Here is a 22,242-nt window from a genome sequence, read left to right as displayed (position 1 = left end):
TTGCGTTTCGACATCTCTGATCTCCTTCTCGTCGAAGATCAGCAGACTGCAAATCGTAGCTTATGTCAGTGTCCGAATTTCGGGGGGCAGCTCAGGGAATTCTGCGGACGGATTGCGCGCGTGCTTGGCTGAAGAGTTTACTGACCTTTATGTTTTTCATTTGCGCGGCAACCAACGCACTAGCGGAGAGCGTTCTCGTCGAGAAGGTGGTAAGGTCTTTGGTTCTGGAAGCCGCGCCCCTATTGCGATCAGCGTCTTCGTCAAGAACCCAGAAGCATTTGAGCAAGGAAGGATATTCTTCCATGATATTGGCGACTATCTGAGTCAAAAAGAAAAATTGTCGATTATTAGCGGTTTTGGAAGTGTGAATGGGATCACAAAATCGGAAGGTTGGGTAGCTGTTACTCCAGATGAACAGAACGATTGGCTTAATCAGCGAGATGATAGTTTCAAAGCATTCATTCCAGTTGGGGAAAAGGGAAGCTCTGGCACGCATTCGATCTTCAGCATGTATTCCCTTGGTGCAGCAACCAACCGGGACAAATGGGTTTATAACGCTTCACTTGATTACCTTGCGAGCAACGTTGAAAGAACTATTCAGCATTACAACGCGGAGCTCGAACGGTCGAAGGGAATACACGGAGACATTAAGGACTTTCTGAATTCCGACCCAACGAAAATCAGTTGGACTCGCGCCTTGCGGAATGACATCAAACGAGGGAAGGCACTTTCCATTTCAGATGGAGAGATTGTTCGAAGTGTCTACCGACCATATGAAAAGCAATGGCTTTTCTTTGGCCGCCGCCTGAATGAGACTATTTCTCAGCTCCATCGTCTGTTTCCAACTCCAAATGTGCCGAACCGGGTTATATTGCTTCCCGGCCTTAGTTCACGCGTGCCGTTCATGCCTCTCATGGTAGAGAACATTTATGATCTGAACTTGGTTGACGGCGGTGTTCAGGGGTTTCCTCAATTCTTCTTCGATCAGCACGACGAGGAGTCCGGCGGCCTCTTCGAAAGTGAGACCTCCAGTCTTCAGCGCCGTGAGGCCATCACCGACGCTGGCCTTAAGCACTTCCAGGAGGCCTATCCCGGCGAGACGATCACCAAGGAAGACCTGTTCTACTACGTCTACGGCCTGCTGCATTCCGAGGATTACCGCACGAAATACGCCGACAACCTGACCAAGGAACTGCCCCGCATCCCCCGCGTGAAAACCGCAGCCGACTTCTGGGCATTCAGCCGTGCGGGCCGCGAACTCGGCGACCTGCACGTGAACTATGAAACGGTCCACCCCTACCCGGTCACGATCAAGCAAGGCGACCTGCGCCTGGCCGACATCAAGAACCCAGAGGCCTTCTACCGCGTCACGAAATGGACGTTTGGCAAGTCCGGCAAGGATAAGGACAAGACCACCGTCATCTACAACGCCAACATCACCATGCAGGACGTGCCCTTGGAGGCCTATGACTACGTCGTGAACGGCAAGCCCGCGCTGGAATGGGTGATGGAACGCCAGGTGGTCAAGACCGACAAGGCCAGCGGCATCGAAAACGACGCCAACCGATATGCCATCGAGACGATGGGCAACCCGGCCTACCCTCTGGAACTGTTCCAGCGCGTCATCACCGTCAGCCTGCGAACCATGGAAATCGTGCGCGGGTTGCCAAAACTGGAGGTCATGGAATGAGGCTTGCGATGGCTTTGGCCGCAGCCGCCCTGATCCCCTCCGCCGCGATCAGCCAGCAGGGGTTTTCCTGCTCCTACGGAGACCGCGGTGCCTGCCTCGGATTTGGCGAAACGGTATGTTCGAGCGGCGGCATGTGTGTCGACAAGAACGCAGCCTGCTTCGACAGCTACCAATGCAACTACGAGGGTTTTACCTGCAAATCCAACGTCACCGAATGCGTCGATGCGCATGACACGCTGCTACGCAAGCACAACGATCTGGTCGAGGATTTCAACAAAAACCTGAAGATTGCCAAGGAAATGGCATCGCGCCTGGACGACATCGAAACCTGCCTGATGTACGCCAGCACCCTTGATGACGCAAAGCTATGCGCCCCATGATCCCCGAGGGCGATTTCCGTTTCATCGCGCTGGATGTCGAAACCGCCTGCAGCGATGCGGGCAGCATCTGCCAGATCGGACTGGCCTGCGTTCAGCCTGACAACCAGATCCAGACGTTCTCAATGCTGGTCAATCCCGGCACCAGGTTTGACGCGTTCAACATCCAGCTTCACGGCATTGGACCCGATCATGTTGCCGATGCGCCCCGCTTTCCCGATGCCTTGAGCGCGCTGTTGCCGCTGCTGACAACGCATCACCTTGTCCAGCACAGTAATTTCGACAAGCAGGCGATGAATGCCGCCTGCGGTTTCTGCGGAATTGACGCCCCTGACCTGCACTGGAGCGACAGCGTCCAGATCGCGAGGCGGGCATGGCCTGAATTGAAGGGTAACGGCGGACACGGATTAGCGAACCTCAAGCGCACACTGAACCTGCAGTTCCACCACCATGACGCAGGCGAAGACGCTCGCGCTGCTGCATTGGTCGTGCTGCACGCCGAGCTTCATCTTCGACTTCCGTTTGAGGAGCTGATCAAACCGGCCACCAGAAAGAGCTACTCAGCCGCGATTACCATGGACGGCGATCCCAAAGGTGCACTGGCCGGGTCAGTGGTGGTCTTCACCAGCGCGCTGGGCATGTCCCGAAACGAAGCCGCTGCACTTGCCGCCTGCGTCGGCATGTCCGTGAAACCTAGTGTGACCAGGGAGACGACGCATTTGGTCGTGGGTGATCAGGATTTGAGCGTCCTTGCAGGGCACACCAAGAGCAGCAAGCACCGCAAGGCCGAAGACATGCGCACGGCTGGTCATCCGATACGGATCATGGGTGAAACCGAGTTTAAGGATCTTATCGCGGACCATCGGGTCAAGTGAATGCCAAAAAGACAGAGAAAACACCGGGCCGCCATCCGCCGACCGCGCGCCAGCATTATGCCGCTCTATCGACATGGAATGACCGAATTGCGATGTTCCGGTTCAAAGGGCAAATAGGGGAAAATTTAATGAATGCAGTTCTTAAGTTAGCACTGCTGCTGACCGTCGCATCACCAGCCTTTGCCGATACGGTCCCACGCTATGATGTCGCTGGCTACTGTCAGACTGTTTCTGATGTCAGCGGTGGATCGGCAATGATCTACAATGGCTGCGTTGACATGGAGCAGATTGCCTACAACGGGCTAAAGGCTCGATGGGGCTCCATCCCGAACCGCGTGCGATCATACTGTGATGAGGTTGGCCGCGTAAGTGGCGGCTCCTATTCAATTCTAGAAGGCTGCATTGCGATGGAAACGGAGGCAGCAAATGGCACGTCGACCTTCAAATACTGAAGTGAATGCGGTTGCAGGCTTTGCCCTCGTCCTTCCAATGGTCATTGCGTTTGCATCAATGGCAAAGGCTGATTTCATTGACACCACCTGGTCCGTCGTCGGCTATTCTGGCGAACCTTGGTTTGTCAGCACGACGGACGTGATTGGTCGCACACAGACGTTCAATCGTGGATCAGCCAAGGGCGTTTTCTTCAACTGTGACTTCGCAGGCATGTCATCCACCTACACAACCTATGAACCTGATGACTTCTTTTTCAATCCAGAATTTGCGTTGTTCAAGGCTGAGGAAGATGGGATGCGGCTTTCGACCGCCAAGATCTTCGTTCACAGAGTGACCTGCGAGGGAAATGGCAACCCCCTGCATCGTCAGGTGCTTTATCCATTTATCACGAACGATGCCCGCAAATCAGCTTGGTACCTTTTTGAAGGCGGTGTCTTTTCGCTTTATGCGCCGTAGGGGGTAGTCTTGGTGAGGGCGGGGAGCATTTTTAACAGTCTCACACTGGCGTTTCATATACTTTGACCATAGGTGGGGCTTCCGGGTGGCACCACTCTCGGGAGCTATTGTTGCCTGCCTCTCCCCCCACGGCATGGTTCCTCCCAAGCCCTGAACGTATACGGGGGGGCGCAGCGCAGCATTTCGCTAGCGACAGGCAGTTTCACCGGGGAATCCAGGCGGAATCCACCTGCCGGGTGATCTTGGGAAAAGCGACTCGTTATCAAAGGCTTGCGGAATCACGATCGTGGCGTGCTGGATTCTTTTGCGGAATCCACCAAATCCAGTTTTCGGAAGCCACCATGTCGGAAGCCAGCCACTGCGAAGCCATTGAATCCGCGTATATTTTTCGTTTGACAAAGCTGCCCCCCTTGACCTACCCCTTGATCATCGAAGATTTGCGCCCGGAGGACACACCCCCTCGCGGGCGCTTCTCATTTCCCGACATCGCGGATCCCGATCCTGCCGCTGGCATCGCCCAGCGCGCATCGGCATGTCCGCTCTGCCCCACATGGAAGCCACCCGATGGACCTTGTCTTCGCGCCAAGCGAGATCGAGACGTGGCCTCTCGACCGGCTGCGCCCTTATGCCCGCAATGCCAAGATGCATGGGCAGGACCAGGTCGCCAAGATCGCCGCCAGCATGGCCAAGTTTGGCTGGACCGTGCCGTGCATGGTGGCCGACGATGGTGAACTGATCGCCGGGCATGGCCGGGTGCTGGCGGCGACGATGCTGGGGTTGAAGGACGTGCCGGTGATCCGGCTTGCGCACCTGGACGAGGCCGAGCGGCGGGCGTACCGGATCGCGGACAACAAGCTCACGGAGATGGGCGAATGGGACGAGACCGTGCTGCGCGACGAAATCGCGGGGCTGCTGGCCGAGGATTTCGACCTGTCGCTGCTTGGCATCGCCGACGAGGATCTCGATGCTCTACTGCGGGATCCTGATCAGCCGGAAGGCGGCGCGGTCGAGGGTGAGGACGAAATCCCCGAACCGCCGGTCACGCCGGTTTCGGTGCAGGGCGACCTCTGGCAGCTGGGCGCGCACCGGCTGATCTGCGGCGACAGCACATCCGCCGATGTAGTCGGACGGCTGCTGGGCGATGTGCGCCCCCTGCTGATGGTGACCGACCCGCCCTACGGCGTGGAGTATGACCCATCTTGGCGCAACCAGGCGGGTGCGGCCAAGACCAAGCGCACCGGCAAGGTGCTGAACGACGACCGGGCCGACTGGTATGATGCTTGGGCGCTGTTTCCCGGCGATGTCGCCTATGTCTGGCACGGTGCGCTGCATGCGGCGACCGTGGCCGAGAGTCTGTTGGCCTCGGGCTTTGCCATCCGGTCGCAAATCATCTGGGCGAAGGACCGGCTGGTGCTGAGCCGCGGCGATTATCACTGGCAGCATGAACCTTGCTGGTATGCCGTCAAGAAGACCGGCAAGGGACATTGGGCCGGGGACCGGAAGCAAACCACCCTTTGGCATATCTCCGGCAAGGACCAGGACGCGGCCACTGTGCACGGCACGCAGAAGCCGGTCGAATGCATGCGCCGCCCGATCCTCAACAACTCCAGCCTGGGTCAGGCGGTCTATGAACCTTTCATGGGATCTGGCACCACGCTGATCGCGGCCGAAACCACGGGCCGCGTCTGCTTTGGGATCGAGTTGAACCCGGCCTATGTCGACGTGGCCATCGAGCGCTGGCAGCAATTCACCGGTGCCAATGCCGTGCTGGCCGACACCGGCGAGACCTTTGCCGACCTGAAGTCCAAAAGGCTGGCCGCATGAACGCACCCCTGCTGCCGGGGCGTATCGAGCATTGGCCGCTGGCCCGGCTGAAACCCTACGCCCGCAACGCCAAGATCCATGATGCGGATCAGGTCGCCAAGATCGCCGCCAGCATGGCCGAGTTCGGCTGGACCGTGCCAGTGCTGGTGGCCGCCGACGGGGAGTTGATCGCGGGCCATGGTCGCATCCTGGCCGCCGCCCACCTCGGCCTGTCCGAGGCTCCGGTGATCGTGCTGGGCCATCTGACCGAGGCGCAACGCCGCGCCTATCGCGTCGCCGACAACAAGCTCACCGAGCTGGGCGGCTGGGACGAGGCCTTGCTCCTCGAGGAGCTGCGCGGGCTGCTGGCCGAGGATTTCGACCTCGGGCTGATCGGGATCCCCGAGGATGAGCTGGACGCGCTGCTGCACGCGGGCGACGAAGATCGCCCATCGATTTCTGACGATGCGGCCGATGCGATCCCGGCCCCGCCCGCTGATCCGATCACCAAGCCGGGCGACATCTGGCAACTTGGGCAGCACCGGCTGTGCTGTGGCGATGCGACCGATCCGGCCGCCGTCACCAGGCTGATGCAGGGCGAACAAGCCGCGCTGATGTTCACCTCGCCGCCCTATGCCCAGCAGCGCGACTATGGCGCTGCGAAGGAAAAGGTCGGCGATTGGGATGCGCTGATGCAGGGCGTGTTTGCTGCGGCTCCAGTCACCGGCGACGCACAGCTGCTGGTCAACCTCGGCCTCGTGCACCGGAGCGGCGAATGGCAGCCCTATTGGGAAGGATGGGTGGAATGGATGCGCGCATCTGGTTGGCGGCGGTTTGGATGGTATGTCTGGGACCAGGGGCCGGGCTTGCCGGGCGACTGGAACGGCCGCCTGGCCCCCTCGCACGAGTTCATTTTCCACTTCAACCGCGCGCCCCGCAAACCGCACAAGACCGTCCCGTCCAAGCACGCGGGCGAGGTCCTCGGCGGCGGTGGGCTGCGCGGCGCCGACGGCACCGTCCACGCCAAGACCGGCACCGGCAACGCGATTCAGAGCCACCGTATCCTGGACTCTGTCTTCCGCATCATGCGCCACAAGGGCGGGCTGGGTGCGGCTGGGTCGCACCCAGCCGTGTTCCCGGTGGCGCTGGTCGAGGCCGTGCTGACCGCATTCTCGGATCCGGGCGACCTGATCTACGAGCCGTTCTGTGGCTCCGGCACGCAGATCGTCGCCGCCGAACGCGCTGGGCGGCGCTGCTTCGCGATGGAACTGGACCCGATCTACTGCGACGTCGCCGTGCGGCGGTGGGAACTGGCGACGGGGCGAAAGGCACAGTTGGAAAATCGCAACGAAACCACCATTGGCAAGGAGACAAAACAGCAATGATCATCAACACCCCAATCTGGCGAAACGCTGACCTCATTCGGATCATTCCGATCACGCGCGCGGACCTGAACCAGGCCATATCCCGCAACGACTTTCAGCCTGAAAACACACCCAAGCCCGGAAAGGCGCGCTGGTACAGCTGGAGAGACGTGGTGTCGGTTGCTGCCGCACAGGACTTGCGCAAACTTGGCTTTGGTCCGTCCATCGCATTTGGGCTGGTGCAAAACCACCTGTCACCGTTTCTGCGGGGTAGCATAGACGCCCCGGACGATTGCGCAGGAGTGCTTTGGCTTATCCGTCCGAGTGACGACCATCTCAACATTGAGACCCCGTGTGAGTTCCTGCGCCACACCGAATACGAGGCACCCCTTGTCACGCCAAACGAGAGCGCCTGCATCATCGTGAATATCGGGCGCATTGCAGCACGCGTTCGCAATGACCTGCAGGCGACCGAGACTGCCAAGGTCATCCGTAAGGAATTTCAGATCACAGGACCGGTGATGTGACCCAATCGCGCGGCATGTCGCTGATGGAGGCCATCACCAATGTGACGGTGGGCTATGCGCTGGCAGTGGCCACGCAGATCGCGGTTTTCCCGTGGTTCGGCCTGCACCCAAGCATTGGCGAGAACCTCACCATTGGCGCCCTGTTCACCGGCATCTCGCTCCTGCGCACCTACGCGCTGCGCAGGCTGTTCGAGTGCATCTGTTGACGAGGGCTTCACTGCTCATTATCATCCATGATATCGGAGGTCCGAAATCGGGTCTTGACGGAGCAAAAGTTCCCTCAAATCGGCAGAAACTATCCTGACGATTTCGTTGTCCGGATTGCGAAACCACGAACAATCGGGTCTCGCGCGAGCAAAAGCTTCCCGCCGGGGAGCGCCCTCCAAGGGCGTCGCGCATTCGCTTCTCACGAAGTTGAATGGAGAACCCGTGCCATGGGAAAACTATCGAATATTCGCCGAGCCAAGATGCATGCGCAGGAGGGACGGTGTTATTACTGTGGCCTGCCGATGTGGGATCCGGAAACGGATCATGACATGCCCGCAATCTTCCGAGCACAAAGCATGCAAAAAGCCCTGCGCTGCACTGCCGAACACCTGCTCCCTCGCGCCGAGGGCGGTGCAAACTCATCAAACAACATCGTCGCCGCGTGCTGGTACTGCAACACGCGGCGACACCACAGGAAACAACCTCTTTCTCCAGATTCGCATCGCGCGCGTGTCCAAGATAGGATGGCAAAAGGTAAATGGCTTGCCGCACGACTGAACGGCATCAGCAATGCTGACACCAAGTTCGAGAGAGTACGCACGGGAGAGGCGCCAAGACATTGATCAGGGGACTTTGTACACCATCCCCCTGCCCTCAACTTTCTCGGCAGTGACGGGCAGGCCCAGTTTCTTCTTGAGTCCGCCCGAGATCAGGCCACGCACGCTGTGAGCCAACCAATCCGTCGCCTCGGTGATCTCTGCGATGGACGCACCCTCGGGTCGCTGCAGGAGCGCAATGATCTGGGCCTGCTTCGTACCCATGCGGATGGCCACAGGCTTGGGGGCCTCGGTCACGGCGGACTCCGCATCTGGTTGAGGTGTCACTATCCGCGACGCGCTGGTCGCCTTGGCGACGACCGGCTCGATCCCGATGGCTTCCAGCCCGGCTTCGGTGGCGATCAGCGTGGTGCCATGGCCGTCGCCGGTTTCGCGCCAGAACGGCTCGTCCTTAAGGCTGTCGGCATTGACCTCCTCGATCCAGCCTTTGGTGATCATGCGCGTGACGGCCATCTTGGCGGCCGCGCCATGCAGCCCCTCGGGCAGCGGCATGGCCAGATTGCCGGGGCGGGTCGCCGCGCGGCTGAGGATGATGGTCTGCGTGTCTGTGAGTTTGGGCATGGGATGTCTCCGATAGTGTCGGGCGGCGCGGAATGCGCATTCTCCTACCGGGTGAAGCCCGCCATGGTGGCGGGCCGGGCGAGGCACAAAGCCGGGGATCACTCGGCGTACTCACCCTCGCCAAAGGCGCTGTCGGTGATGCGCTTCAAGAGACTGGCGTAATGCTCAAGCGTGCCAACGTTGCCCCAATTGACCTCCTCGGGGTAGGTCCCGAAATGGTCGTCGCTGAGACTTGCCAAGCGGGCGAGCATGGTGTCGATCTCGGCTTTCTTTGCGATGAATGCGCTGAGGGCCGCCTCGTGGTTGCGCGCGGCCTTCTCGGCGCGCAGCTGGTGGCGGGGTGTGGTGATCGGGTCGAGGCGGGTCATGGCGTGGTTCCTTGGGCTGAGTTGCATCGTTTTGGTACAATCATTATCGCTCTGGTCGGGCGATTGTCGTAGGCAATTCCGAGCAATTTCATGGCTTTGTAATCATGCAATGCGATCCGGATCGATCAGTGCCGCCTGTTCCGCCTCATGGCGCTGGGCGGCATCGGGCGAGTCGCGCCGCGCGTTGACGATGGCCACAAACAGCGCGCGGGCGATGGTGGCGACCTCATCGGCCCCGGCACAGGTCAGGTTGGCATCGTGGATCGCTATAGCCTCGCCCAGATCAGTGATGGCGTAAACGCTCGCGAACTCGGCCTCGGTCGGGTCGCAGGTCTCGGTGTCGCGGTCGTCAGGGCTGGTGGCCACGCTGCGGCAAAACCGCAGATCAAACCCGATGGCGCATTCGCGGCGGATCAGGTCGGCGAGGGTCTCGCCCTCGGGCAGGCAGTTGAAGGACAGGGTCATCGTCGTGCCCCCTCAGATCAGCTGAAGGCTCGCCAGCAGGACGCTGGCGGCGGCAAGCTGGGTGGTGGGGAGCTCGATCTTCAGATGCGAGATCACGTCCGAGGCCTCCGCCTTGATGCCCTCATCGCGCAACGCGGCCTCGATCATCCGGGCGGCAGCGTCCGGGCCCTTGAGGTTCAATGGGTCCGGCAGGGTGGCATGGTCAATGCGGATCGTGGTCGTAGCCATGGTCATGTTCCTGCCCTCCCTCAGCGCTTGGACGCGGCGGCGACGCCAGCGGCATAAGCCTCTTCCAGCGCGGCGCGGATCGACCAGACCGCGACATCGTGGAAGTCGAGGCGGTCGCTGTTCCGGGTCTCCAGCGTCTCGATGCTGTAGAAATGCTTTGCTGCGATCTCCAGCAGCAGGGCGTCGCTGGGGGCTTTGGCGGGCGCGGTCTTGGTGGTCATGGCGTCGTCTCCAGGGCTGAGTTGCATCGTTTTCTTGCACCCAGAATCGCTCTAGCGGCAAGTGTAATCAACTGAATAAGCAGATCATTTCCGTTTAATTCCAATATCTTGAGGCTCTGTCAATCGCCATGGAAGGTATGTCCGAACGCGAGTATTCCGCCCATTCCGGCCTGTCGCGCGGGGCGATCCAGAAGGCGCGCAAAGCCGGGCGGCTGGTGGTTTACAAAGACGGGTCGATCAACGCAGCGGCCTCCGATGTGCGCCGCGCCGAGATGACCGATCCGGATCAACAGCGGCGCAGCACGGGTGGCGATGCTGGGTTTTCCGGCCCGGCTGACAGCTCGTCTTATCTGAAGGCCCGCACCGCGCTGACGGTTTATCAGGCGCAGGAACGCCAGCTGGCCATTCAGAAGCGCAAGGGCACGCTGGTCGGCCGGGCGCGCGCCGAGACGCTGGTGTTTCGCCTTGCGCGACAGGAACGCGATACTTGGGTGACCTGGCCCAGCAGGGTGGCGGCTCTGATGGCGGCCGAAGTGGCCGCAGAGGTGGAAAAGCAATCCGGCACGCCGCTGATCATCGAGGCCGCGATCCTGCAGAGGGTGCTGGAAACCCATGTCAGAGCGCAACTCGACGCCCTCGCCGATCTCCGGGTCAGCCTCGGATAACGATGATCTGACCGCCGATCTCGACCTCGGGTTTGACGGGGCCGAGGATATCCTGCGCGCGTGGCGCAACGGGATGCGGCCTGATCCGGGCCTGACGGTATCGGAATGGGCGGATGCGCATCGCTGGCTGTCGTCGCGCGCGGCGGCCGAACCGGGGCGGTATCGCACGGCCCGCGCGCCCTATCTGCGCGAGATCATGGACGCGCTGTCGCCGCGCCACCCGGCGCAGCGGGTCAGTTTCATGAAGGCGGCGCAGGTCGGGGCGACCGAAGCTGGCAACAACTGGATCGGCTTTGTCATCCATCACGCGCCGGGGCCGATGCTGGCGGTGCTGCCGACGGTCGAGATGGCCAAGCGCACTTCGCGCGGGAGGCTAGACCCTTTGATCGCCGAAAGCCCGGCCCTACGGGAACGGGTCAATCCGGCCCGGTCTCGCGATGCGGGCAATTCGATGCTCTCAAAAGAGTTCCCCGGCGGCATCCTGGTGCTGACCGGGGCCAACAGCGCCACCGGCCTGCGGTCGATGCCCGCGCGCTACATCTTCCTCGACGAGGTAGACGCCTATCCAGCTTCTGCTGACGAGGAAGGTGATCCGGTCACACTCGCGGAAGCCCGCACGACTACCTTCTCGCACCGGCGCAAGGTGTTCATAGTCTCGACCCCTACGATCCGTGGTCTGAGCCGAATCGAGCGCGAGTTCGAGGCATCGGACCAGCGGCGCTACTTCGTGCCCTGCCCGCACTGCAGGGCGATGCAATGGCTACAGTTTGAACGCCTTCGCTGGGACAAAGGGCGGCCCGACACCGCCGCCTATCACTGCGAGGGCTGCGAAAAGCCCATCGCCGAGCACCACAAGACGAAAATGCTGGAGCGCGGTGAATGGCGGGCGACGGCAGTCTCCACCGATCCGCATTCCATCGGTTTCCATATCTCCGCGCTCTATTCGCCCTTGGGCTGGAAAAGCTGGCAGCAGATCGCGCGCGAGTGGCTGGCGGCGCAAGGCTCGGAAGAGATGCTGCGCGTCGCGCGTAACACCCTGCTGGGCGAAACTTGGGTGGAGAGCGGCGACGCACCGGAATGGCAGCGGCTGGCCGAACGCCGCGAAGCCTATGGCGGTGCGCAGGTTCCCGTCGGTGGTCTTTTCCTGACGGCTGGCGTCGATGTGCAAAAGGACCGGATCGAGGTCGACGTCTGGGCTTGGGGCCGGGGTCTGGAAAGCTGGCTGGTCGATCACATCGTGATCGCGGGTGGCCCCGACGATCCGAGCTGCTGGGACAAGCTGACTGCCCTGCTCGGTCGGACATGGACCTGCGCCAATGGCGCGGTGATGCTGATCGGCAAGCTGGCCATCGACACCGGCTATGAGGCCCCGGCGGTTTACGCATGGGCACGCAAGCAAGGGTTCGACCAGGTGGCACCCATCAAGGGGCTGGAAGGCTTCAACCGCGCGACGCCGGTGTCGGGCCCGACCTTCGTCGACGCCACCATTGGCGGCAAACGTCTGCGGCGCGGCGCGCGGCTGTGGTCGGTGGCCACGGCGACATTCAAGACCGAGACCTACCGCTTTTTGCGGCTGGAGCGGCCCTCGGACGAAGACCGGGCGTTGGGTGTGCTCGATGCTCCGGGCACCGTGCATCTGCCCGACTGGATCGACACCGAATGGCTGAAACAGCTGGTGGCGGAACAACTGGTCACTGTGCGCAACAAGCGCGGCTATGCCCACCCCGAATGGCAGAAGATGCGCGAGCGCAACGAGGCGCTCGATACCCGCGTCTATGCACGAGCTGCGGCCTGGATCATGGGCGCGGATCGCTGGGACGAGGCAACATGGCGGCGGCTCGAGACGCAGGCCGGGGTGGAAACCCGTCCGCCCGTCACCCCGGCGGCTGTTGATAGTGCGGCCTCGGAACCGACCACACCCGCCCCGCCCAAGGCCGGGACACCAACCACGCCACGGCGCAAACGCCGGGCCTACACACCGAACTTCATGAGGGACTGAGATGGATCTGGAACGGATGCGCGCGCTGCTGGCTGCGCTGCAGGAGGCGCGCTACGCGGGCGTCCGCTCGGTCAGTTATGACGGCAAATCGATCAACTATGGCTCAGACGCCGAGTTGGCGAATGCGATCAGCGATCTTGAAACCCGGATCGCCACCGCCAGTACCGGCACGCCGCGTCGTCGGCGTTGGGGCACCGTGGCCACGAAGGGTCTGTGATCCATGGCATTCGAGGCTTTTCGCCAGCGGCTGGGGTCGATCATCGGTGGGTTTGACGCGGCTCAAGCCCATCGTCGCCTGCGAGGCTTCCGTGCCAGCCGCGCCCATGTGAACACGCTGATTGCGGCTTCGGGCGACACGATCACCGCCCGCGCACGTTGGCTGGCCCGAAACAACGGCTACGCGGCGAACGCTGTGGAGAGCTTCGCCAGCAATGTGGTGGGCGATGGCATCAAGCCGTCCAGTTCCATCGCGGACGCGGCCAGGAAAGAAGAACTGCAAGCGCTTTGGCTCGCGTGGACCGACGATGCTGACGCCGAAGGACTGACAGACTTCTATGGCTTGCAGCGCCGGGCGGCGCGCGAGGTGTTCCTGTCAGGCGAAGTGTTCCTCCGCATCCGGCCCCGGCGCGCGGAAGACGGCCTGACCGTGCCGCTGCAATTGCAGATGCTGCCAACTGAGATGCTGCCCTTGGACATGAACCGCACCCTGCCCGGCACCGGGCTGATCCGGCAGGGGATCGAGTTTGACGGCATTGGCCGCCGCGTGGCCTATCACTTCCTGCGTCGCCATCCGGGTGATCTGACCGACCCCGGCCTCGCGGGCGAAACCGTCCGCGTGCCTGCTACGGATGTGATCCATGTGCTGGACCCGGTCGAGGCCGGGCAGTTGCGCGGCGTGTCACGGTTTGCGGCTGCTATCGTGAAGCTGTTCACGCTGGACCTTTACGATGATGCCGAACTGGAGCGCAAAAAGATCGCGGCGATGTTCGCGATGTTCATCACCTCGCCTGCGCCGGAAACCCCGCTGGAGCCGACCGAGGAGGATCTCGAGGTCGAGCCCGGCCAGGTGGTGCGACTGGATCCGGGCGAGGATGTGTCTACCCCGGCCACACCGGACTCAGGCGGCACCTATGAGCCGTTCCAGTATCGGACCCTGCTGCAAATCGCGGCGGCGCTGGGCGTGCCCTACGGCTATCTCACCGGCGACACCGCCAAGGGCAACTTCTCGAACACGCGGATCAGCCTCATCGAATTCCGCCGTCGCATCTCGGCCTGGCAGCATGGCGTGCTGGTCTATCAGCTCTGCCGCGCGGTCTGGGTGCGCTGGATGGACACGGCTGTGCTCTCCGGCGCGCTGGACCTGCCCGGCTATGAGAGCCAGCGGCGGCAATATCAGACCTGCGCGTGGCTGCCCACGAAATGGGACTGGATTGATCCGATGAAAGACGCCTCGGCGGAAATCCTGCAGATCGAGGCGGGTCTGAAGTCTCGGACACAAGCCTTGGCAGAGCGTGGGTACGACGCCGAGCAGGTCGACCGCGAAATAGCCGCCGAACGCAAACGGGAAGCGGCGCTGGGCCTAGACTTCCGGCGCCCGGGGTCACCCGCGCAGGGGCCGGGCGAAGGCGGCAGGACGGATGAAGATCCCAACGCAGAAAAGGACGACGAGGCCGACGACACCGGCGACGTGAAACCTGACCCGAAGGAGGGCGCATGATGCACCACGCGCAAATCGCCCAGCGGGCGTTCAACACGCCGCTGATGGTGGACCCGGCCAAGGCACTGGCATTCCTGTCCGGGCTGGGGCCGCGCATCACCGGGCAGGAGATCACCTTCCAAGGTGTCGATCTGCCGTCCAGCGAGGTTGAATTCGCGGCTATGCCTGCGCGTGCCTCATTGTTTGGCAATGACCTTGCCCAGCGTCATCAGCGCAATGGCACCCAGCCCTTCGCCATGATTGACGGCATCGCGGTCATCGAGATCGCGGGCACACTTGTGCACCGGGGCGCGTGGATCGGGCAATCCTCGGGCCTGACCTCCTATGAAGGAATCGCCGCCCAGCTGCAAGCGGCGCTGGCCGATCCCGGCGTTCGTGGCATCGCTTTGGACATCGACAGCTTCGGTGGCGAGGTGGCGGGTGCCTTCGATCTGGCGGATCGCATCCGGGCGGCGCGTGCGCAGAAGCCGATCCATGCCTTTGTCGCCGAACATGCGCTGTCCGCTGGCTACGTCCTAGCATCCCAGGCCGACCGGATCATCCTGCCCCGCACCGGTGCTGTCGGCAGCATCGGCGTCGTGGCCCTGCACACCGACATGAGTGGTGCCATCGATCAGAAGGGCATCGCCGTCACGCTGATCCACGCGGGTGCCCACAAGGTCGACGCGAACCCTTATCAACCGCTGCCGCAGGCGGTGCACGACCAGATGCAGCGCGAGTTGGAGGTCGTGCGCTTCCTCTTCGCCGAGACCGTCGCCGCCGGTCGCGGGGATCGGCTGACGCATGCAGCCGCGCTGGCCACAGAGGCAGCCGTGTTCCGCGGGGCAGATGCAATCGCTGCGGGTCTGGCCGACGAACTGGCCGATCCCGTCGCAGCTTTCCACGCTTTCGCCGCCGCACCGCGCGGCACCACTTCCCCCAGCAGAAAGGGTCCACAGATGACCACCACACCCACCGACACGCCCACCGACACGCCGAACCCGGCTCCTATTTCCGCCGCTCCCGCCGCGACAGCAACCGTCGCTGCTGCTCCAGAGACTCCGGCAGCGGTGGGTGATGCTGCGCCCACCACAATGACCGCCGATGCCATCCGCGCCGAAGCGGCCGAAGTGGCGCAGGTCTGCGCGCAGGCCGCCCGGTTGGGCGTGACCATCGACGCGGCCGATGCTGTCACCAAGGGTCTGAAGCCCGAAGCCCTGCGCGCCCGTGTTCTGGCTGACCTCGCCGCCCGCAGCGACGCGGCAGGCATCATCGCCACCGCCCCGGCCGCGGCGGCCGCGAAAGACAGCCCGATCATCGCGGCAGCAAAAAAGGCTGCGACCGACGCCAGGCGCTGAACCAGCGCCAACCGGCCCATCCCTGCCAACATGGAGACTGACCAATGCCCGTCCTGACGGAACAGCCCAGCATGGGCGATGTCCTCAAATACGAGGTCAACCCGAACTACACCCGCGAGGCGATCACCCTGCTGCAAGGCATGCCCTACCCGGTAGGCTCGGTGCTGGGGAAGATCACGGCCAGCGGCAAATACACCCTGTCACCCGCAACCGGGACGGACGGATCACAAGTCGCCAGCGCCGTGCTGCTCTATGCCGTCGATGCCACACTGGCAGATGCGGTCGGCATCGTTGTGGAGCGCGGCCCCGCGATCGTCTCCCGTGCGGGCCTCGCCTATGACGGCACAGTCGATGACGGCACCAAGATTACCGCCAAACTCGCCCAGTTGGCTGCCGTGGGCATCATCGCCCGCGACGGCGTCTGACGCAGCACCGCGACAGCGCGTTCTCAGCTTTCCCCTTTATCCCCGGAGCTTCCCATGACCCTCGTTCGCAATCCCTTTGACGCTGGCGGCTATTCGCTGGCCGAGATGACGCAGGCCATCAACATCCTGCCCAACCTCTACACCCGCCTCGGCCAGATCGGCCTCTTCCGCTTCGAGGGCGTCACCCAGCGATCGGTGATCATCGAGCAATACGAGGGCGTGCTGAACCTGCTGCCCTCGGTGCCTCTCGGCGGCCCAGCCACCGTCGGCACGCGCGAGGGGCGCTCGATGCGGTCCTTCGCCCTGCCATGGATCCCGCATGATGACGTGATCCTGCCGGGCGACATCCAGGGCCAGCCGAGTTTGGGCGTCTTCGACGGTGCCGACCCGCTGGTCGAGGTGATGAACCGCAAGCTGCAGTTGATGCGCCGCAAGCACGCCCAGACCCGCGAATACATGGAGATGAACGCGCTGCGCGGCATCGTGAAGGATGGGGCTGGAACCACCCTCTACAATTACTTCACCGAGTTTGGCCTGGCGCAGATCTCGGTGGATTTCCTTCTGGGAACGGCTGGCACCAACGTGCAGGGCAAGGTGCGCGAGGTCTTGCGGTCGATGGAGGACAATCTCCTTGGCGAAAGCATGACGGACGTCCACGCCCTCGTCAGCCGGGAATTCTTCGACAAGCTGATCGCGCATCCCAAGACCGAGGAGGCCTACAAGTTCTACGCCGCCACCGGCGCGCAACCTCTGCGCCAGGATGTGCGGCGCAACTTCCCCTTCGCAGGCATCGTGTTCGAGGAGTATGCGGGCACGGTGACGCTGTCCACCAAGGCGACCGAACGCCTGATCCCGGCCAGCGAGGGCATCGCCTTCCCGCTTGGCACCATGGACACCTTCACCACCTATGGCGGCCCGGCCAACCTGCTGGAGGCGGCAAATACCCTCGGCCTGCCGCTCTACGCCCGCCAGCATCTGGATGAGAAGGGCCGCTGGATCGACCTGATGACGGAGGCCTCGATCCTGCCGGTCAACAAGCGGCCGCGCATCGCGATCCGCATTCACAGCTCGAACTGAACGGCCCCGACATGACCGTCTTCGCCGCCGCCATGGACCGGATCTATGCCAACCCGTCCATGGCGGTGGCGGCGCTGTGGATTTCCGCCACCACCTCGGAGGAACGCCCGATCCGCGTCATCCGCCGCGCCCCGGATCGCATCACCGAATTTGGCGCGGGGCGCTTTGTCAGCGACACCATGATGGTGGACGTCCGCGTGTCCGATCTGCTAGACCCCCGCCCCGGCGATCTGATCGTGATCGGCGCCGACAGCTTCACAATTCAGGGCGAGCCGGTTCGCGACCGCGAACGCCTGATCTGGTCACTGGACCTGCGGCCATCATGAAACTCAAAGTTACGTTCGATCCCGACCTTGTCGCTCTGATGCAGGCGGAAATCGCCGCCGGGGAAAAGGCGGTGTCCGCCGCCATGCGCGAAGCTGGCACCTCCCTGAAATCCGCCTGGCGGGGCCAGATCACCGGCGCAGGGCTGGGCACGCGGCTGGGCAACTCCATCCGCCTCGCCAGCTTCCCGAAGTCCGGCGACAGCCTGAACGCGGCGGCGCTGGTCTGGTCCAAGGCCCCGGTGATCATCGGCGCGCATGACACCGGGCCACTGATCAGGTCCAAGGACGGGTTCTGGCTGGCGATCCCAACTCCGGCTGCGGGGAAAGGCGCGAAAGGCGGCCGCATCACCCCCGGTGAATGGGAGCGCCGCACCGGGTTGAGGCTGCGGTTTGTTTTCCGTCGTCGCGGGCCGAGCTTGCTGGTGGCGGAAGGGCGTATCAATACCAAGGGTCGCGCGGTGGCGTCCAGATCGAAGACCGGGCGCGGGCTGACCACCGTGCCGATCTTCCTGCTGGTGCCGCAGGTCATGCTGCGAAAGCGGCTGGATCTCGCGCGGGATGCTGAGCGGGTGGTGGACGGTGTTCCGGGCCGGATTGTGGCGAGGTGGGTGAAGGGACAGTTGTGAACTGCAGCGACTTGCACAACTCCAGCGAGATCACTAGCCTGATTACAAATCGGAGTTTTAACATGCGCATCTTGCAGAAATCTGTTCCCGTCGTTCTCGCATTTTGTTTTTCCACACTGGCCATCGCGCAAACGAACGAGGCCCTTCCCACTGAGCTTAGTGCCATCAAACAACAGATCGCCGACGTTCAGTCAAAAATTGCGATGTACGACGGTGGCCTGATCAAAGGATTGGCAGAAGCCCGGCTTGAAGCCCTGTTTTTGTCGAAGACACTTATCGAAAACCGCATTTCGGCCACTGAAAGCGGTGCAACGGTCGAAGTGATCGTCTCCGCAGTGCAACCTGACGAAGCGCGTGCGCAACAAATTCTTGGAGAAATGGCATCTGCTCAGCAGCGCATCGAGGAGGCAGAAAAGGAGGCGGCACAGGGCGGTGGCCTTGTGCAGGCGCTTGCTTTGAGCCGTGCCGAGACGGAAAAACTCACACTGGCACAACTCCAGATGGGGTACCTCCAAGCGAAATATGGTATCGCCTTCCCGACCGTGGCGGCTCCAGCTGCTACCGCCGTCGCGACGCCTGCTACCGAGCCCGCTTCGCCTACGGAAGGCGGAGCGCCTGCCATCAGCGCTGTCGCTTGGGCAGACCCCAATCATCCGGAAATCGACTATAGCAGTGCCGCTTTTGAACAGGCTCACAAGAACGGTGATCGGATCGCCGGTTGGTGGGCAATCAAAACGGAACGTGCCGCCGTCGATGACAGTCTCCAGATCACCGCTGTCAATTACTCAGCTTACGAACCGTCGAGTTTCATGGGATTGACCGGGCTGATTGCACGCTGTGTTGAGGGGGAAACCGCGCTGATCTTCGTGCAAGATGATTTCCTGATGTCGGATTTTCGGCGCAATACTTTTGAAATCACCCTGCGAGTCGACGAGACGCCCGCGCAACAAACGCGCTGGAATGGACTGACCAGCAACAAAGGGGCAGGCCTGTTTGGTACCGACGCCGAGAGTTTCATCCGAACCATCTATGATGCCAAGCGTTTGTTTATCAGGCTCACCGAAAAAAACGGCCAAAATCATGATGCAACCTTTGAGCTGGCTGGAAGCGAGGAGGCCTTCGAAGACGTTGCCGGGGCTTGTGGTTGGACAACGCTATCCCTGACCAAGGACGATTATCGTGCCATCCAGACCCTCTTGAACGCAGGAGGCTTCAATGCTGGCACGCCAGATGGGCAATGGGGTTCAGGCTCCAAGGAGGCAATGAGAGCCTTCCAGACGTCTATCGGCATTCCCGCGACGGGCGCCCCTGACCGGGCTACGTTGCAGAAACTTGGCTTCGGAGGCTAACGGTCACAGTACGGTCAGTAGCCAGCCTCGCGCTGATGGCGCACGGCCAAGACCACCGCCGTTTCACCATCAAACCGATAAAGCGACACATAACCGCTGTCGCCGAAGGTGATGAACCACTCGCGAAATTCCGGTTCCATATCCTCGACTGGCCGCCCGGCGCCCGGTTGATCACGCAGGATGTTCATGCCCTCGCGGATGGATTTGGCCGCGCGGCGGGCGGCATCGGGGTTCTTGTCTAAAAGGAAACGGTAAAGTCGTTCGACATCCCGCAGCGCGGCGGGCGACCAGATCAGTCGTGGCATTCAGGTGCTGCCGCCTCTTCGCCTGCTTCGAGCTTGGCAAGCCAGGCATCAGCTTCGTCATGCGTGATGTGCTTTCCCGTCGCTTGAAACTCCTCCCAAGCCTGCAACCCGGCCTGGCGAAACGCCTCGCGTTTCTCTTCGCGCTCGACGAACTGCGCTACCGCCTCGCGCAGCATCCAATGCGTGGAGCGGTCCTTGGCATCCGCCAACCGCTTGAGGCGGTCGCGGGTGTCCTGATCGAGCTTTACGGCAATGGGGCGAACGGCGTTCATGGGTGCTGCTCCGGTGAGTATTAACAGGTATTACCTTTAACACATCTTCGATCACAGCAGAAGTCACAATTCAGGAAGTGCGCCGTCATGCCCACCACCTTTGAGAGCGTCCTCACCGCGCTCCACGCGCGGCTGCAGCCGCTTGCCGCCCTTGTCCTGCGCGATGAGGTCCTGCCCGAGCGGATCCCAGCGGCTGGGCTGATCATCCTGCGCGATGGTCAGCCGGGCGAACCGGAGGTCACCCTGTCGCCCCTGCGCTACCACTACCAGCACCGCGCCGAGCTGGAGGTCGTTGTCCAGGCCCCCAATGGCAGAGCCACGGTTTTCGACACCTTGATCGCCGCTATCGGCACGGCACTGGAAGCGGACCGCACGCTTGGCGGCCTTTGCGACTGGGTCGAACCCGAGGCCCCGGCGTCCGTCGATCTGCCCATCGAGGGCGCGGCGGCGCTGAAGGCGGCGGTGATCACTGTCGTGCTGCACTACACCACCACCGGCCCCTTGGCCTGACACCCCCAACATTGAGGAGACCCCCATGGCACGTGCGCAAGGCGCGCGGGCGCAGATGGCGCTCGCATTCGAGACGACCTATGGAACGCCCCCCGTAGGCGGTTTCACGAAGATGCCCTTCGCCAGCACCTCGCTGGGTTCAGAACAGCCACTTCTGAACAGCGAACTGCTGGGATATGGCCGCGATCCGCTGGCCCCGATCAAGGACGCGGTGACGGCGGATGGCGACGTTGTGGTGCCGATCGATGCCGCGGGCTTCGGGTTCTGGTTGAAGGCCGCGTTCGGTGATCCAATCACCACCGGGATTGGCCCGTTCACCCATGAGTTCCAATCCGGGTCCTGGACCCTGCCCTCGATGTCCATCGAGACCGCCATGCCGGAGGTGCCGCGCTATGCGATGTATTCCGGTTGCGTGCTGGATCAGCTGAGCTGGCAGGTTCAGCACTCCGGGCTGCTGACGGCAACCGCGCGGCTGGTGGCGCAGGGTGAGGCGATTGCGACGACGACCAGCGCGGGCGCCCCCGCCGATCTGGCGCTGAAGCGCTTCGGCCATTTCAACGGCGCGATCAGCCGCAATGGCGCCGCGCTGGGCAATGTGGTCTCGGCCGAGATCACCTATGCCAACACCCTCGACCGGATCGAGACCATCCGCAGCGACGGCAGGATCGACGGGGCCGACCCAAGCATCGCGGCACTCACGGGGCGGATCGAGGTGCGCTTTGCCGACAGCACGCTGGTCAGCCAGGCGATCAACGGCGATCCGGCCGAGATCAGCTTCGCCTACGGGCTGCCATCGGGCGAGAGTTTCACCTTCACCGTGCATGCTGTCTATCTGCCGCGCCCCCGGATCGAGATCTCCGGACCGCAGGGCGTTCAGGCGACATTCGACTGGCAGGCCGCGCGCGACAACGTGGTTGGCCGGATGTGCACCGCAACCCTGATCAATGATGTGGAGACCTACTGATGATCCGCCTGAACCTGACCGCCACGCCCGAATGGCTGCCCCTTGCCCCCGGCCTGCGCCTGCTGGTGGCCCCACTGACCACCGCCTTGATGGTCTCGGCCCGCGCCGATCTGGCTGTGGAGGCCCTGCCCCAAGATGCCAGTCAGGAAGACCTGGCGTTGGCCATGGCCAAGGCTGTCGCCCGTCGCGCCGTTCTGGACTGGGAGGGTGTTGGCGATGATACGGGCAATATCCTGCCCGTTTCGCCAGAGGGCATCGACGCGCTTCTGGAAATCTGGCCGGTCTTCGAGGCGTTCCAGACCCAATACGTCGCGCGCGGTCTGATTCTCGACGCCGAAAAAAACGTCTCCGCGCCCTCGCCGAGTGGTCCTTCGGCGGCGGCGAAGGATACTGCGCGGCCTGCAACGGACCCTGCCCCGACTGCCCCGCACGACTGAACCGGCCCCAGACGGAAGACG

30 protein-coding genes are annotated in these 22,242 nt (G+C 62.5%); 23 read left to right on the top strand and 7 right to left on the bottom strand.

The window, feature by feature from the left end; all coding sequences use genetic code 11:
• The 10 genes from ACSSV4_RS20710 to ACSSV4_RS20665 all read left to right on the top strand — a co-directional run.
• On the top strand, positions 1–1,690 hold a 1,690-nt coding region (locus ACSSV4_RS20710), incomplete at its 5' end, for a type ISP restriction/modification enzyme (protein ID WP_454276984.1).
• 8 nt (positions 1,691–1,698) lie between these two features.
• A complete protein-coding gene (locus tag ACSSV4_RS20705; RefSeq protein ID WP_454276983.1) occupies positions 1,699–2,070 on the top strand; it encodes a hypothetical protein in 372 nt (123 codons plus the stop codon).
• Positions 2,058–2,942 (top strand): exonuclease domain-containing protein, encoded by an 885-nt coding sequence (locus ACSSV4_RS20700; RefSeq protein WP_454276981.1) that lies wholly within the window; start codon positions 2,058–2,060, stop codon positions 2,940–2,942. Before ACSSV4_RS20705 ends, ACSSV4_RS20700 begins: the two co-directional genes overlap by 13 nt.
• Positions 2,939–3,394, top strand: a complete 456-nt coding sequence (locus tag ACSSV4_RS20695; protein ID WP_454276980.1) for a hypothetical protein — start codon at positions 2,939–2,941, stop codon at positions 3,392–3,394. The genes ACSSV4_RS20700 and ACSSV4_RS20695 overlap by 4 nt, the downstream gene beginning before the upstream one ends.
• Positions 3,369–3,851, top strand: a complete 483-nt coding sequence (locus ACSSV4_RS20690) for a hypothetical protein (protein WP_454276979.1) — start codon at positions 3,369–3,371, stop codon at positions 3,849–3,851. Before ACSSV4_RS20695 ends, ACSSV4_RS20690 begins: the two co-directional genes overlap by 26 nt.
• Before the next feature lie 564 nt (positions 3,852–4,415).
• The gene (locus tag ACSSV4_RS20685) at positions 4,416–5,675 is read left to right on the top strand and encodes a site-specific DNA-methyltransferase (RefSeq protein WP_454276978.1); all 1,260 of its coding nucleotides are present in this window, start codon (positions 4,416–4,418) and stop codon (positions 5,673–5,675) included.
• A complete protein-coding gene (locus tag ACSSV4_RS20680; protein WP_454276977.1) occupies positions 5,672–7,039 on the top strand; it encodes a site-specific DNA-methyltransferase in 1,368 nt (455 codons plus the stop codon). The genes ACSSV4_RS20685 and ACSSV4_RS20680 overlap by 4 nt, the downstream gene beginning before the upstream one ends.
• On the top strand, positions 7,036–7,545 hold the full coding sequence (locus ACSSV4_RS20675; protein ID WP_454276976.1) for a hypothetical protein: 510 nt from the start codon (positions 7,036–7,038) through the stop codon (positions 7,543–7,545). The genes ACSSV4_RS20680 and ACSSV4_RS20675 overlap by 4 nt, the downstream gene beginning before the upstream one ends.
• Positions 7,542–7,751, top strand: coding sequence for a DUF7220 family protein (locus tag ACSSV4_RS20670; RefSeq protein ID WP_454276975.1), 210 nt, complete (start codon positions 7,542–7,544; stop codon positions 7,749–7,751). The genes ACSSV4_RS20675 and ACSSV4_RS20670 overlap by 4 nt, the downstream gene beginning before the upstream one ends.
• A gap of 228 nt (positions 7,752–7,979) precedes the next feature.
• Positions 7,980–8,375 carry an HNH endonuclease gene (locus ACSSV4_RS20665; RefSeq protein ID WP_454276974.1) on the top strand — a complete coding sequence of 132 codons (396 nt, stop codon included), beginning with the start codon at positions 7,980–7,982 and terminating at the stop codon, positions 8,373–8,375.
• Here ACSSV4_RS20665 and ACSSV4_RS20660 read toward each other — a convergent pair whose 3' ends face one another.
• The 5 genes from ACSSV4_RS20660 to ACSSV4_RS20640 form a co-directional block, all read right to left on the bottom strand.
• On the bottom strand, positions 8,376–8,930 hold the full coding sequence (locus ACSSV4_RS20660; protein WP_454276973.1) for a DUF3489 domain-containing protein: 555 nt from the start codon (positions 8,928–8,930) through the stop codon (positions 8,376–8,378). It abuts the gene before it with no gap.
• Between the two features lie 98 nt (positions 8,931–9,028).
• Complete coding sequence (locus ACSSV4_RS20655) at positions 9,029–9,298, bottom strand: hypothetical protein (protein WP_454276972.1); 270 nt, start codon at positions 9,296–9,298, stop codon at positions 9,029–9,031.
• A 102-nt stretch (positions 9,299–9,400) separates the two neighbouring features.
• A complete protein-coding gene (locus tag ACSSV4_RS20650; RefSeq protein WP_454276971.1) occupies positions 9,401–9,763 on the bottom strand; it encodes a hypothetical protein in 363 nt (120 codons plus the stop codon).
• Positions 9,764–9,775: 12 nt separating this feature from the next.
• Positions 9,776–9,997 (bottom strand): hypothetical protein, encoded by a 222-nt coding sequence (locus ACSSV4_RS20645; protein ID WP_454276970.1) that lies wholly within the window; start codon positions 9,995–9,997, stop codon positions 9,776–9,778.
• 14 nt (positions 9,998–10,011) lie between these two features.
• Positions 10,012–10,212, bottom strand: coding sequence for a DUF6900 domain-containing protein (locus tag ACSSV4_RS20640; RefSeq protein WP_454276969.1), 201 nt, complete (start codon positions 10,210–10,212; stop codon positions 10,012–10,014).
• Between the two features lie 128 nt (positions 10,213–10,340).
• Between ACSSV4_RS20640 and ACSSV4_RS20635 the strand changes: the two genes are divergently transcribed.
• The 10 genes from ACSSV4_RS20635 (at position 10,341) to ACSSV4_RS20590 (ending at position 19,733) form a co-directional block, all read left to right on the top strand.
• Positions 10,341–10,877, top strand: a complete 537-nt coding sequence (locus ACSSV4_RS20635; protein ID WP_454276968.1) for a hypothetical protein — start codon at positions 10,341–10,343, stop codon at positions 10,875–10,877.
• A complete protein-coding gene (locus ACSSV4_RS20630; RefSeq protein WP_454276967.1) occupies positions 10,825–12,876 on the top strand; it encodes a phage terminase large subunit family protein in 2,052 nt (683 codons plus the stop codon). Before ACSSV4_RS20635 ends, ACSSV4_RS20630 begins: the two co-directional genes overlap by 53 nt.
• A 1-nt stretch (position 12,877) precedes the next feature.
• Positions 12,878–13,093, top strand: a complete 216-nt coding sequence (locus ACSSV4_RS20625; RefSeq protein WP_454276966.1) for a phage head-tail joining protein — start codon at positions 12,878–12,880, stop codon at positions 13,091–13,093.
• Positions 13,094–13,096: 3 nt separating this feature from the next.
• Positions 13,097–14,593 carry a phage portal protein gene (locus tag ACSSV4_RS20620; RefSeq protein WP_454276965.1) on the top strand — a complete coding sequence of 499 codons (1,497 nt, stop codon included), beginning with the start codon at positions 13,097–13,099 and terminating at the stop codon, positions 14,591–14,593.
• Positions 14,593–15,930 (top strand): S49 family peptidase, encoded by a 1,338-nt coding sequence (locus ACSSV4_RS20615; protein ID WP_454276964.1) that lies wholly within the window; start codon positions 14,593–14,595, stop codon positions 15,928–15,930. Before ACSSV4_RS20620 ends, ACSSV4_RS20615 begins: the two co-directional genes overlap by 1 nt.
• 44 nt (positions 15,931–15,974) lie before the next feature.
• Positions 15,975–16,355 (top strand): head decoration protein, encoded by a 381-nt coding sequence (locus ACSSV4_RS20610; protein ID WP_454276963.1) that lies wholly within the window; start codon positions 15,975–15,977, stop codon positions 16,353–16,355.
• A gap of 54 nt (positions 16,356–16,409) precedes the next feature.
• Entirely contained in the window at positions 16,410–17,432 is a 1,023-nt protein-coding gene (locus ACSSV4_RS20605; RefSeq protein WP_454276962.1) for a major capsid protein, read from the top strand.
• Between the two features lie 11 nt (positions 17,433–17,443).
• Positions 17,444–17,758, top strand: a complete 315-nt coding sequence (locus ACSSV4_RS20600) for a head-tail joining protein (RefSeq protein ID WP_454276961.1) — start codon at positions 17,444–17,446, stop codon at positions 17,756–17,758.
• Positions 17,755–18,384, top strand: a complete 630-nt coding sequence (locus tag ACSSV4_RS20595; RefSeq protein WP_454276960.1) for a DUF6441 family protein — start codon at positions 17,755–17,757, stop codon at positions 18,382–18,384. The genes ACSSV4_RS20600 and ACSSV4_RS20595 overlap by 4 nt, the downstream gene beginning before the upstream one ends.
• Before the next feature lie 62 nt (positions 18,385–18,446).
• Complete coding sequence (locus ACSSV4_RS20590; protein ID WP_454276959.1) at positions 18,447–19,733, top strand: peptidoglycan-binding protein; 1,287 nt, start codon at positions 18,447–18,449, stop codon at positions 19,731–19,733.
• A gap of 14 nt (positions 19,734–19,747) precedes the next feature.
• Here the strand turns inward: ACSSV4_RS20590 and ACSSV4_RS20585 are convergent, their stop codons facing one another.
• Both ACSSV4_RS20585 and ACSSV4_RS20580 read right to left on the bottom strand, forming a co-directional pair.
• Complete coding sequence (locus ACSSV4_RS20585) at positions 19,748–20,038, bottom strand: type II toxin-antitoxin system RelE/ParE family toxin (protein ID WP_290899070.1); 291 nt, start codon at positions 20,036–20,038, stop codon at positions 19,748–19,750.
• Positions 20,026–20,310 carry a CopG family ribbon-helix-helix protein gene (locus ACSSV4_RS20580; RefSeq protein ID WP_290899069.1) on the bottom strand — a complete coding sequence of 95 codons (285 nt, stop codon included), beginning with the start codon at positions 20,308–20,310 and terminating at the stop codon, positions 20,026–20,028. The genes ACSSV4_RS20585 and ACSSV4_RS20580 overlap by 13 nt, the downstream gene beginning before the upstream one ends.
• A gap of 87 nt (positions 20,311–20,397) precedes the next feature.
• On the opposite strand from ACSSV4_RS20580, the gene ACSSV4_RS20575 reads away from it, so the two are divergent.
• Genes ACSSV4_RS20575 through ACSSV4_RS20565 form a run of 3 tightly spaced genes read left to right on the top strand, consistent with a single transcriptional unit; the run spans position 20,398 to position 22,221 of the window.
• Positions 20,398–20,820 (top strand): acyl-CoA transferase, encoded by a 423-nt coding sequence (locus ACSSV4_RS20575; RefSeq protein ID WP_454276958.1) that lies wholly within the window; start codon positions 20,398–20,400, stop codon positions 20,818–20,820.
• A 25-nt stretch (positions 20,821–20,845) separates the two neighbouring features.
• Positions 20,846–21,784, top strand: a complete 939-nt coding sequence (locus tag ACSSV4_RS20570) for a phage tail tube protein (protein WP_454276957.1) — start codon at positions 20,846–20,848, stop codon at positions 21,782–21,784.
• On the top strand, positions 21,784–22,221 hold the full coding sequence (locus ACSSV4_RS20565) for a hypothetical protein (RefSeq protein ID WP_454276956.1): 438 nt from the start codon (positions 21,784–21,786) through the stop codon (positions 22,219–22,221). The genes ACSSV4_RS20570 and ACSSV4_RS20565 overlap by 1 nt, the downstream gene beginning before the upstream one ends.
• Positions 22,222–22,242: the final 21 nt, after the last annotated feature.

This window comes from Roseovarius sp. MBR-154, assembly GCF_053628595.1.
The sequence above is the reverse complement of the archived record's forward strand: the minus strand, read 5'-3'. Positions and strand labels throughout refer to the sequence as shown.

Bases quoted from the DNA above. Each gene is read 5' to 3' on its own strand.
- ACSSV4_RS20640 (WP_454276969.1), bottom strand. From the start codon at position 10,212: ATGACCACCAAGACCGCGCCCGCCAAAGCCCCCAGCGACGCCCTGCTG.
- ACSSV4_RS20680 (WP_454276977.1), top strand. From the start codon at position 5,672: ATGAACGCACCCCTGCTGCCGGGGCGTATCGAGCATTGGCCGCTGGCC.
- ACSSV4_RS20595 (WP_454276960.1), top strand. From the start codon at position 17,755: ATGAAACTCAAAGTTACGTTCGATCCCGACCTTGTCGCTCTGATGCAG.
- ACSSV4_RS20610 (WP_454276963.1), top strand. From the start codon at position 15,975: ATGCCCGTCCTGACGGAACAGCCCAGCATGGGCGATGTCCTCAAATAC.
- ACSSV4_RS20665 (WP_454276974.1), top strand. From the start codon at position 7,980: ATGGGAAAACTATCGAATATTCGCCGAGCCAAGATGCATGCGCAGGAG.
- ACSSV4_RS20645 (WP_454276970.1), bottom strand. From the start codon at position 9,997: ATGACCATGGCTACGACCACGATCCGCATTGACCATGCCACCCTGCCG.
- ACSSV4_RS20700 (WP_454276981.1), top strand. From the start codon at position 2,058: ATGCGCCCCATGATCCCCGAGGGCGATTTCCGTTTCATCGCGCTGGAT.
- ACSSV4_RS20635 (WP_454276968.1), top strand. From the start codon at position 10,341: ATGGAAGGTATGTCCGAACGCGAGTATTCCGCCCATTCCGGCCTGTCG.
- ACSSV4_RS20575 (WP_454276958.1), top strand. From the start codon at position 20,398: ATGCCCACCACCTTTGAGAGCGTCCTCACCGCGCTCCACGCGCGGCTG.
- ACSSV4_RS20585 (WP_290899070.1), bottom strand. From the start codon at position 20,038: ATGCCACGACTGATCTGGTCGCCCGCCGCGCTGCGGGATGTCGAACGA.
- ACSSV4_RS20630 (WP_454276967.1), top strand. From the start codon at position 10,825: ATGTCAGAGCGCAACTCGACGCCCTCGCCGATCTCCGGGTCAGCCTCG.
- ACSSV4_RS20620 (WP_454276965.1), top strand. From the start codon at position 13,097: ATGGCATTCGAGGCTTTTCGCCAGCGGCTGGGGTCGATCATCGGTGGG.
- ACSSV4_RS20675 (WP_454276976.1), top strand. From the start codon at position 7,036: ATGATCATCAACACCCCAATCTGGCGAAACGCTGACCTCATTCGGATC.
- ACSSV4_RS20685 (WP_454276978.1), top strand. From the start codon at position 4,416: ATGGACCTTGTCTTCGCGCCAAGCGAGATCGAGACGTGGCCTCTCGAC.
- ACSSV4_RS20570 (WP_454276957.1), top strand. From the start codon at position 20,846: ATGGCACGTGCGCAAGGCGCGCGGGCGCAGATGGCGCTCGCATTCGAG.
- ACSSV4_RS20615 (WP_454276964.1), top strand. From the start codon at position 14,593: ATGCACCACGCGCAAATCGCCCAGCGGGCGTTCAACACGCCGCTGATG.
- ACSSV4_RS20705 (WP_454276983.1), top strand. From the start codon at position 1,699: ATGGCTTTGGCCGCAGCCGCCCTGATCCCCTCCGCCGCGATCAGCCAG.
- ACSSV4_RS20690 (WP_454276979.1), top strand. From the start codon at position 3,369: ATGGCACGTCGACCTTCAAATACTGAAGTGAATGCGGTTGCAGGCTTT.
- ACSSV4_RS20565 (WP_454276956.1), top strand. From the start codon at position 21,784: ATGATCCGCCTGAACCTGACCGCCACGCCCGAATGGCTGCCCCTTGCC.
- ACSSV4_RS20655 (WP_454276972.1), bottom strand. From the start codon at position 9,298: ATGACCCGCCTCGACCCGATCACCACACCCCGCCACCAGCTGCGCGCC.
- ACSSV4_RS20600 (WP_454276961.1), top strand. From the start codon at position 17,444: ATGACCGTCTTCGCCGCCGCCATGGACCGGATCTATGCCAACCCGTCC.
- ACSSV4_RS20605 (WP_454276962.1), top strand. From the start codon at position 16,410: ATGACCCTCGTTCGCAATCCCTTTGACGCTGGCGGCTATTCGCTGGCC.
- ACSSV4_RS20650 (WP_454276971.1), bottom strand. From the start codon at position 9,763: ATGACCCTGTCCTTCAACTGCCTGCCCGAGGGCGAGACCCTCGCCGAC.
- ACSSV4_RS20580 (WP_290899069.1), bottom strand. From the start codon at position 20,310: ATGAACGCCGTTCGCCCCATTGCCGTAAAGCTCGATCAGGACACCCGC.
- ACSSV4_RS20660 (WP_454276973.1), bottom strand. From the start codon at position 8,930: ATGCCCAAACTCACAGACACGCAGACCATCATCCTCAGCCGCGCGGCG.
- ACSSV4_RS20590 (WP_454276959.1), top strand. From the start codon at position 18,447: ATGCGCATCTTGCAGAAATCTGTTCCCGTCGTTCTCGCATTTTGTTTT.
- ACSSV4_RS20625 (WP_454276966.1), top strand. From the start codon at position 12,878: ATGGATCTGGAACGGATGCGCGCGCTGCTGGCTGCGCTGCAGGAGGCG.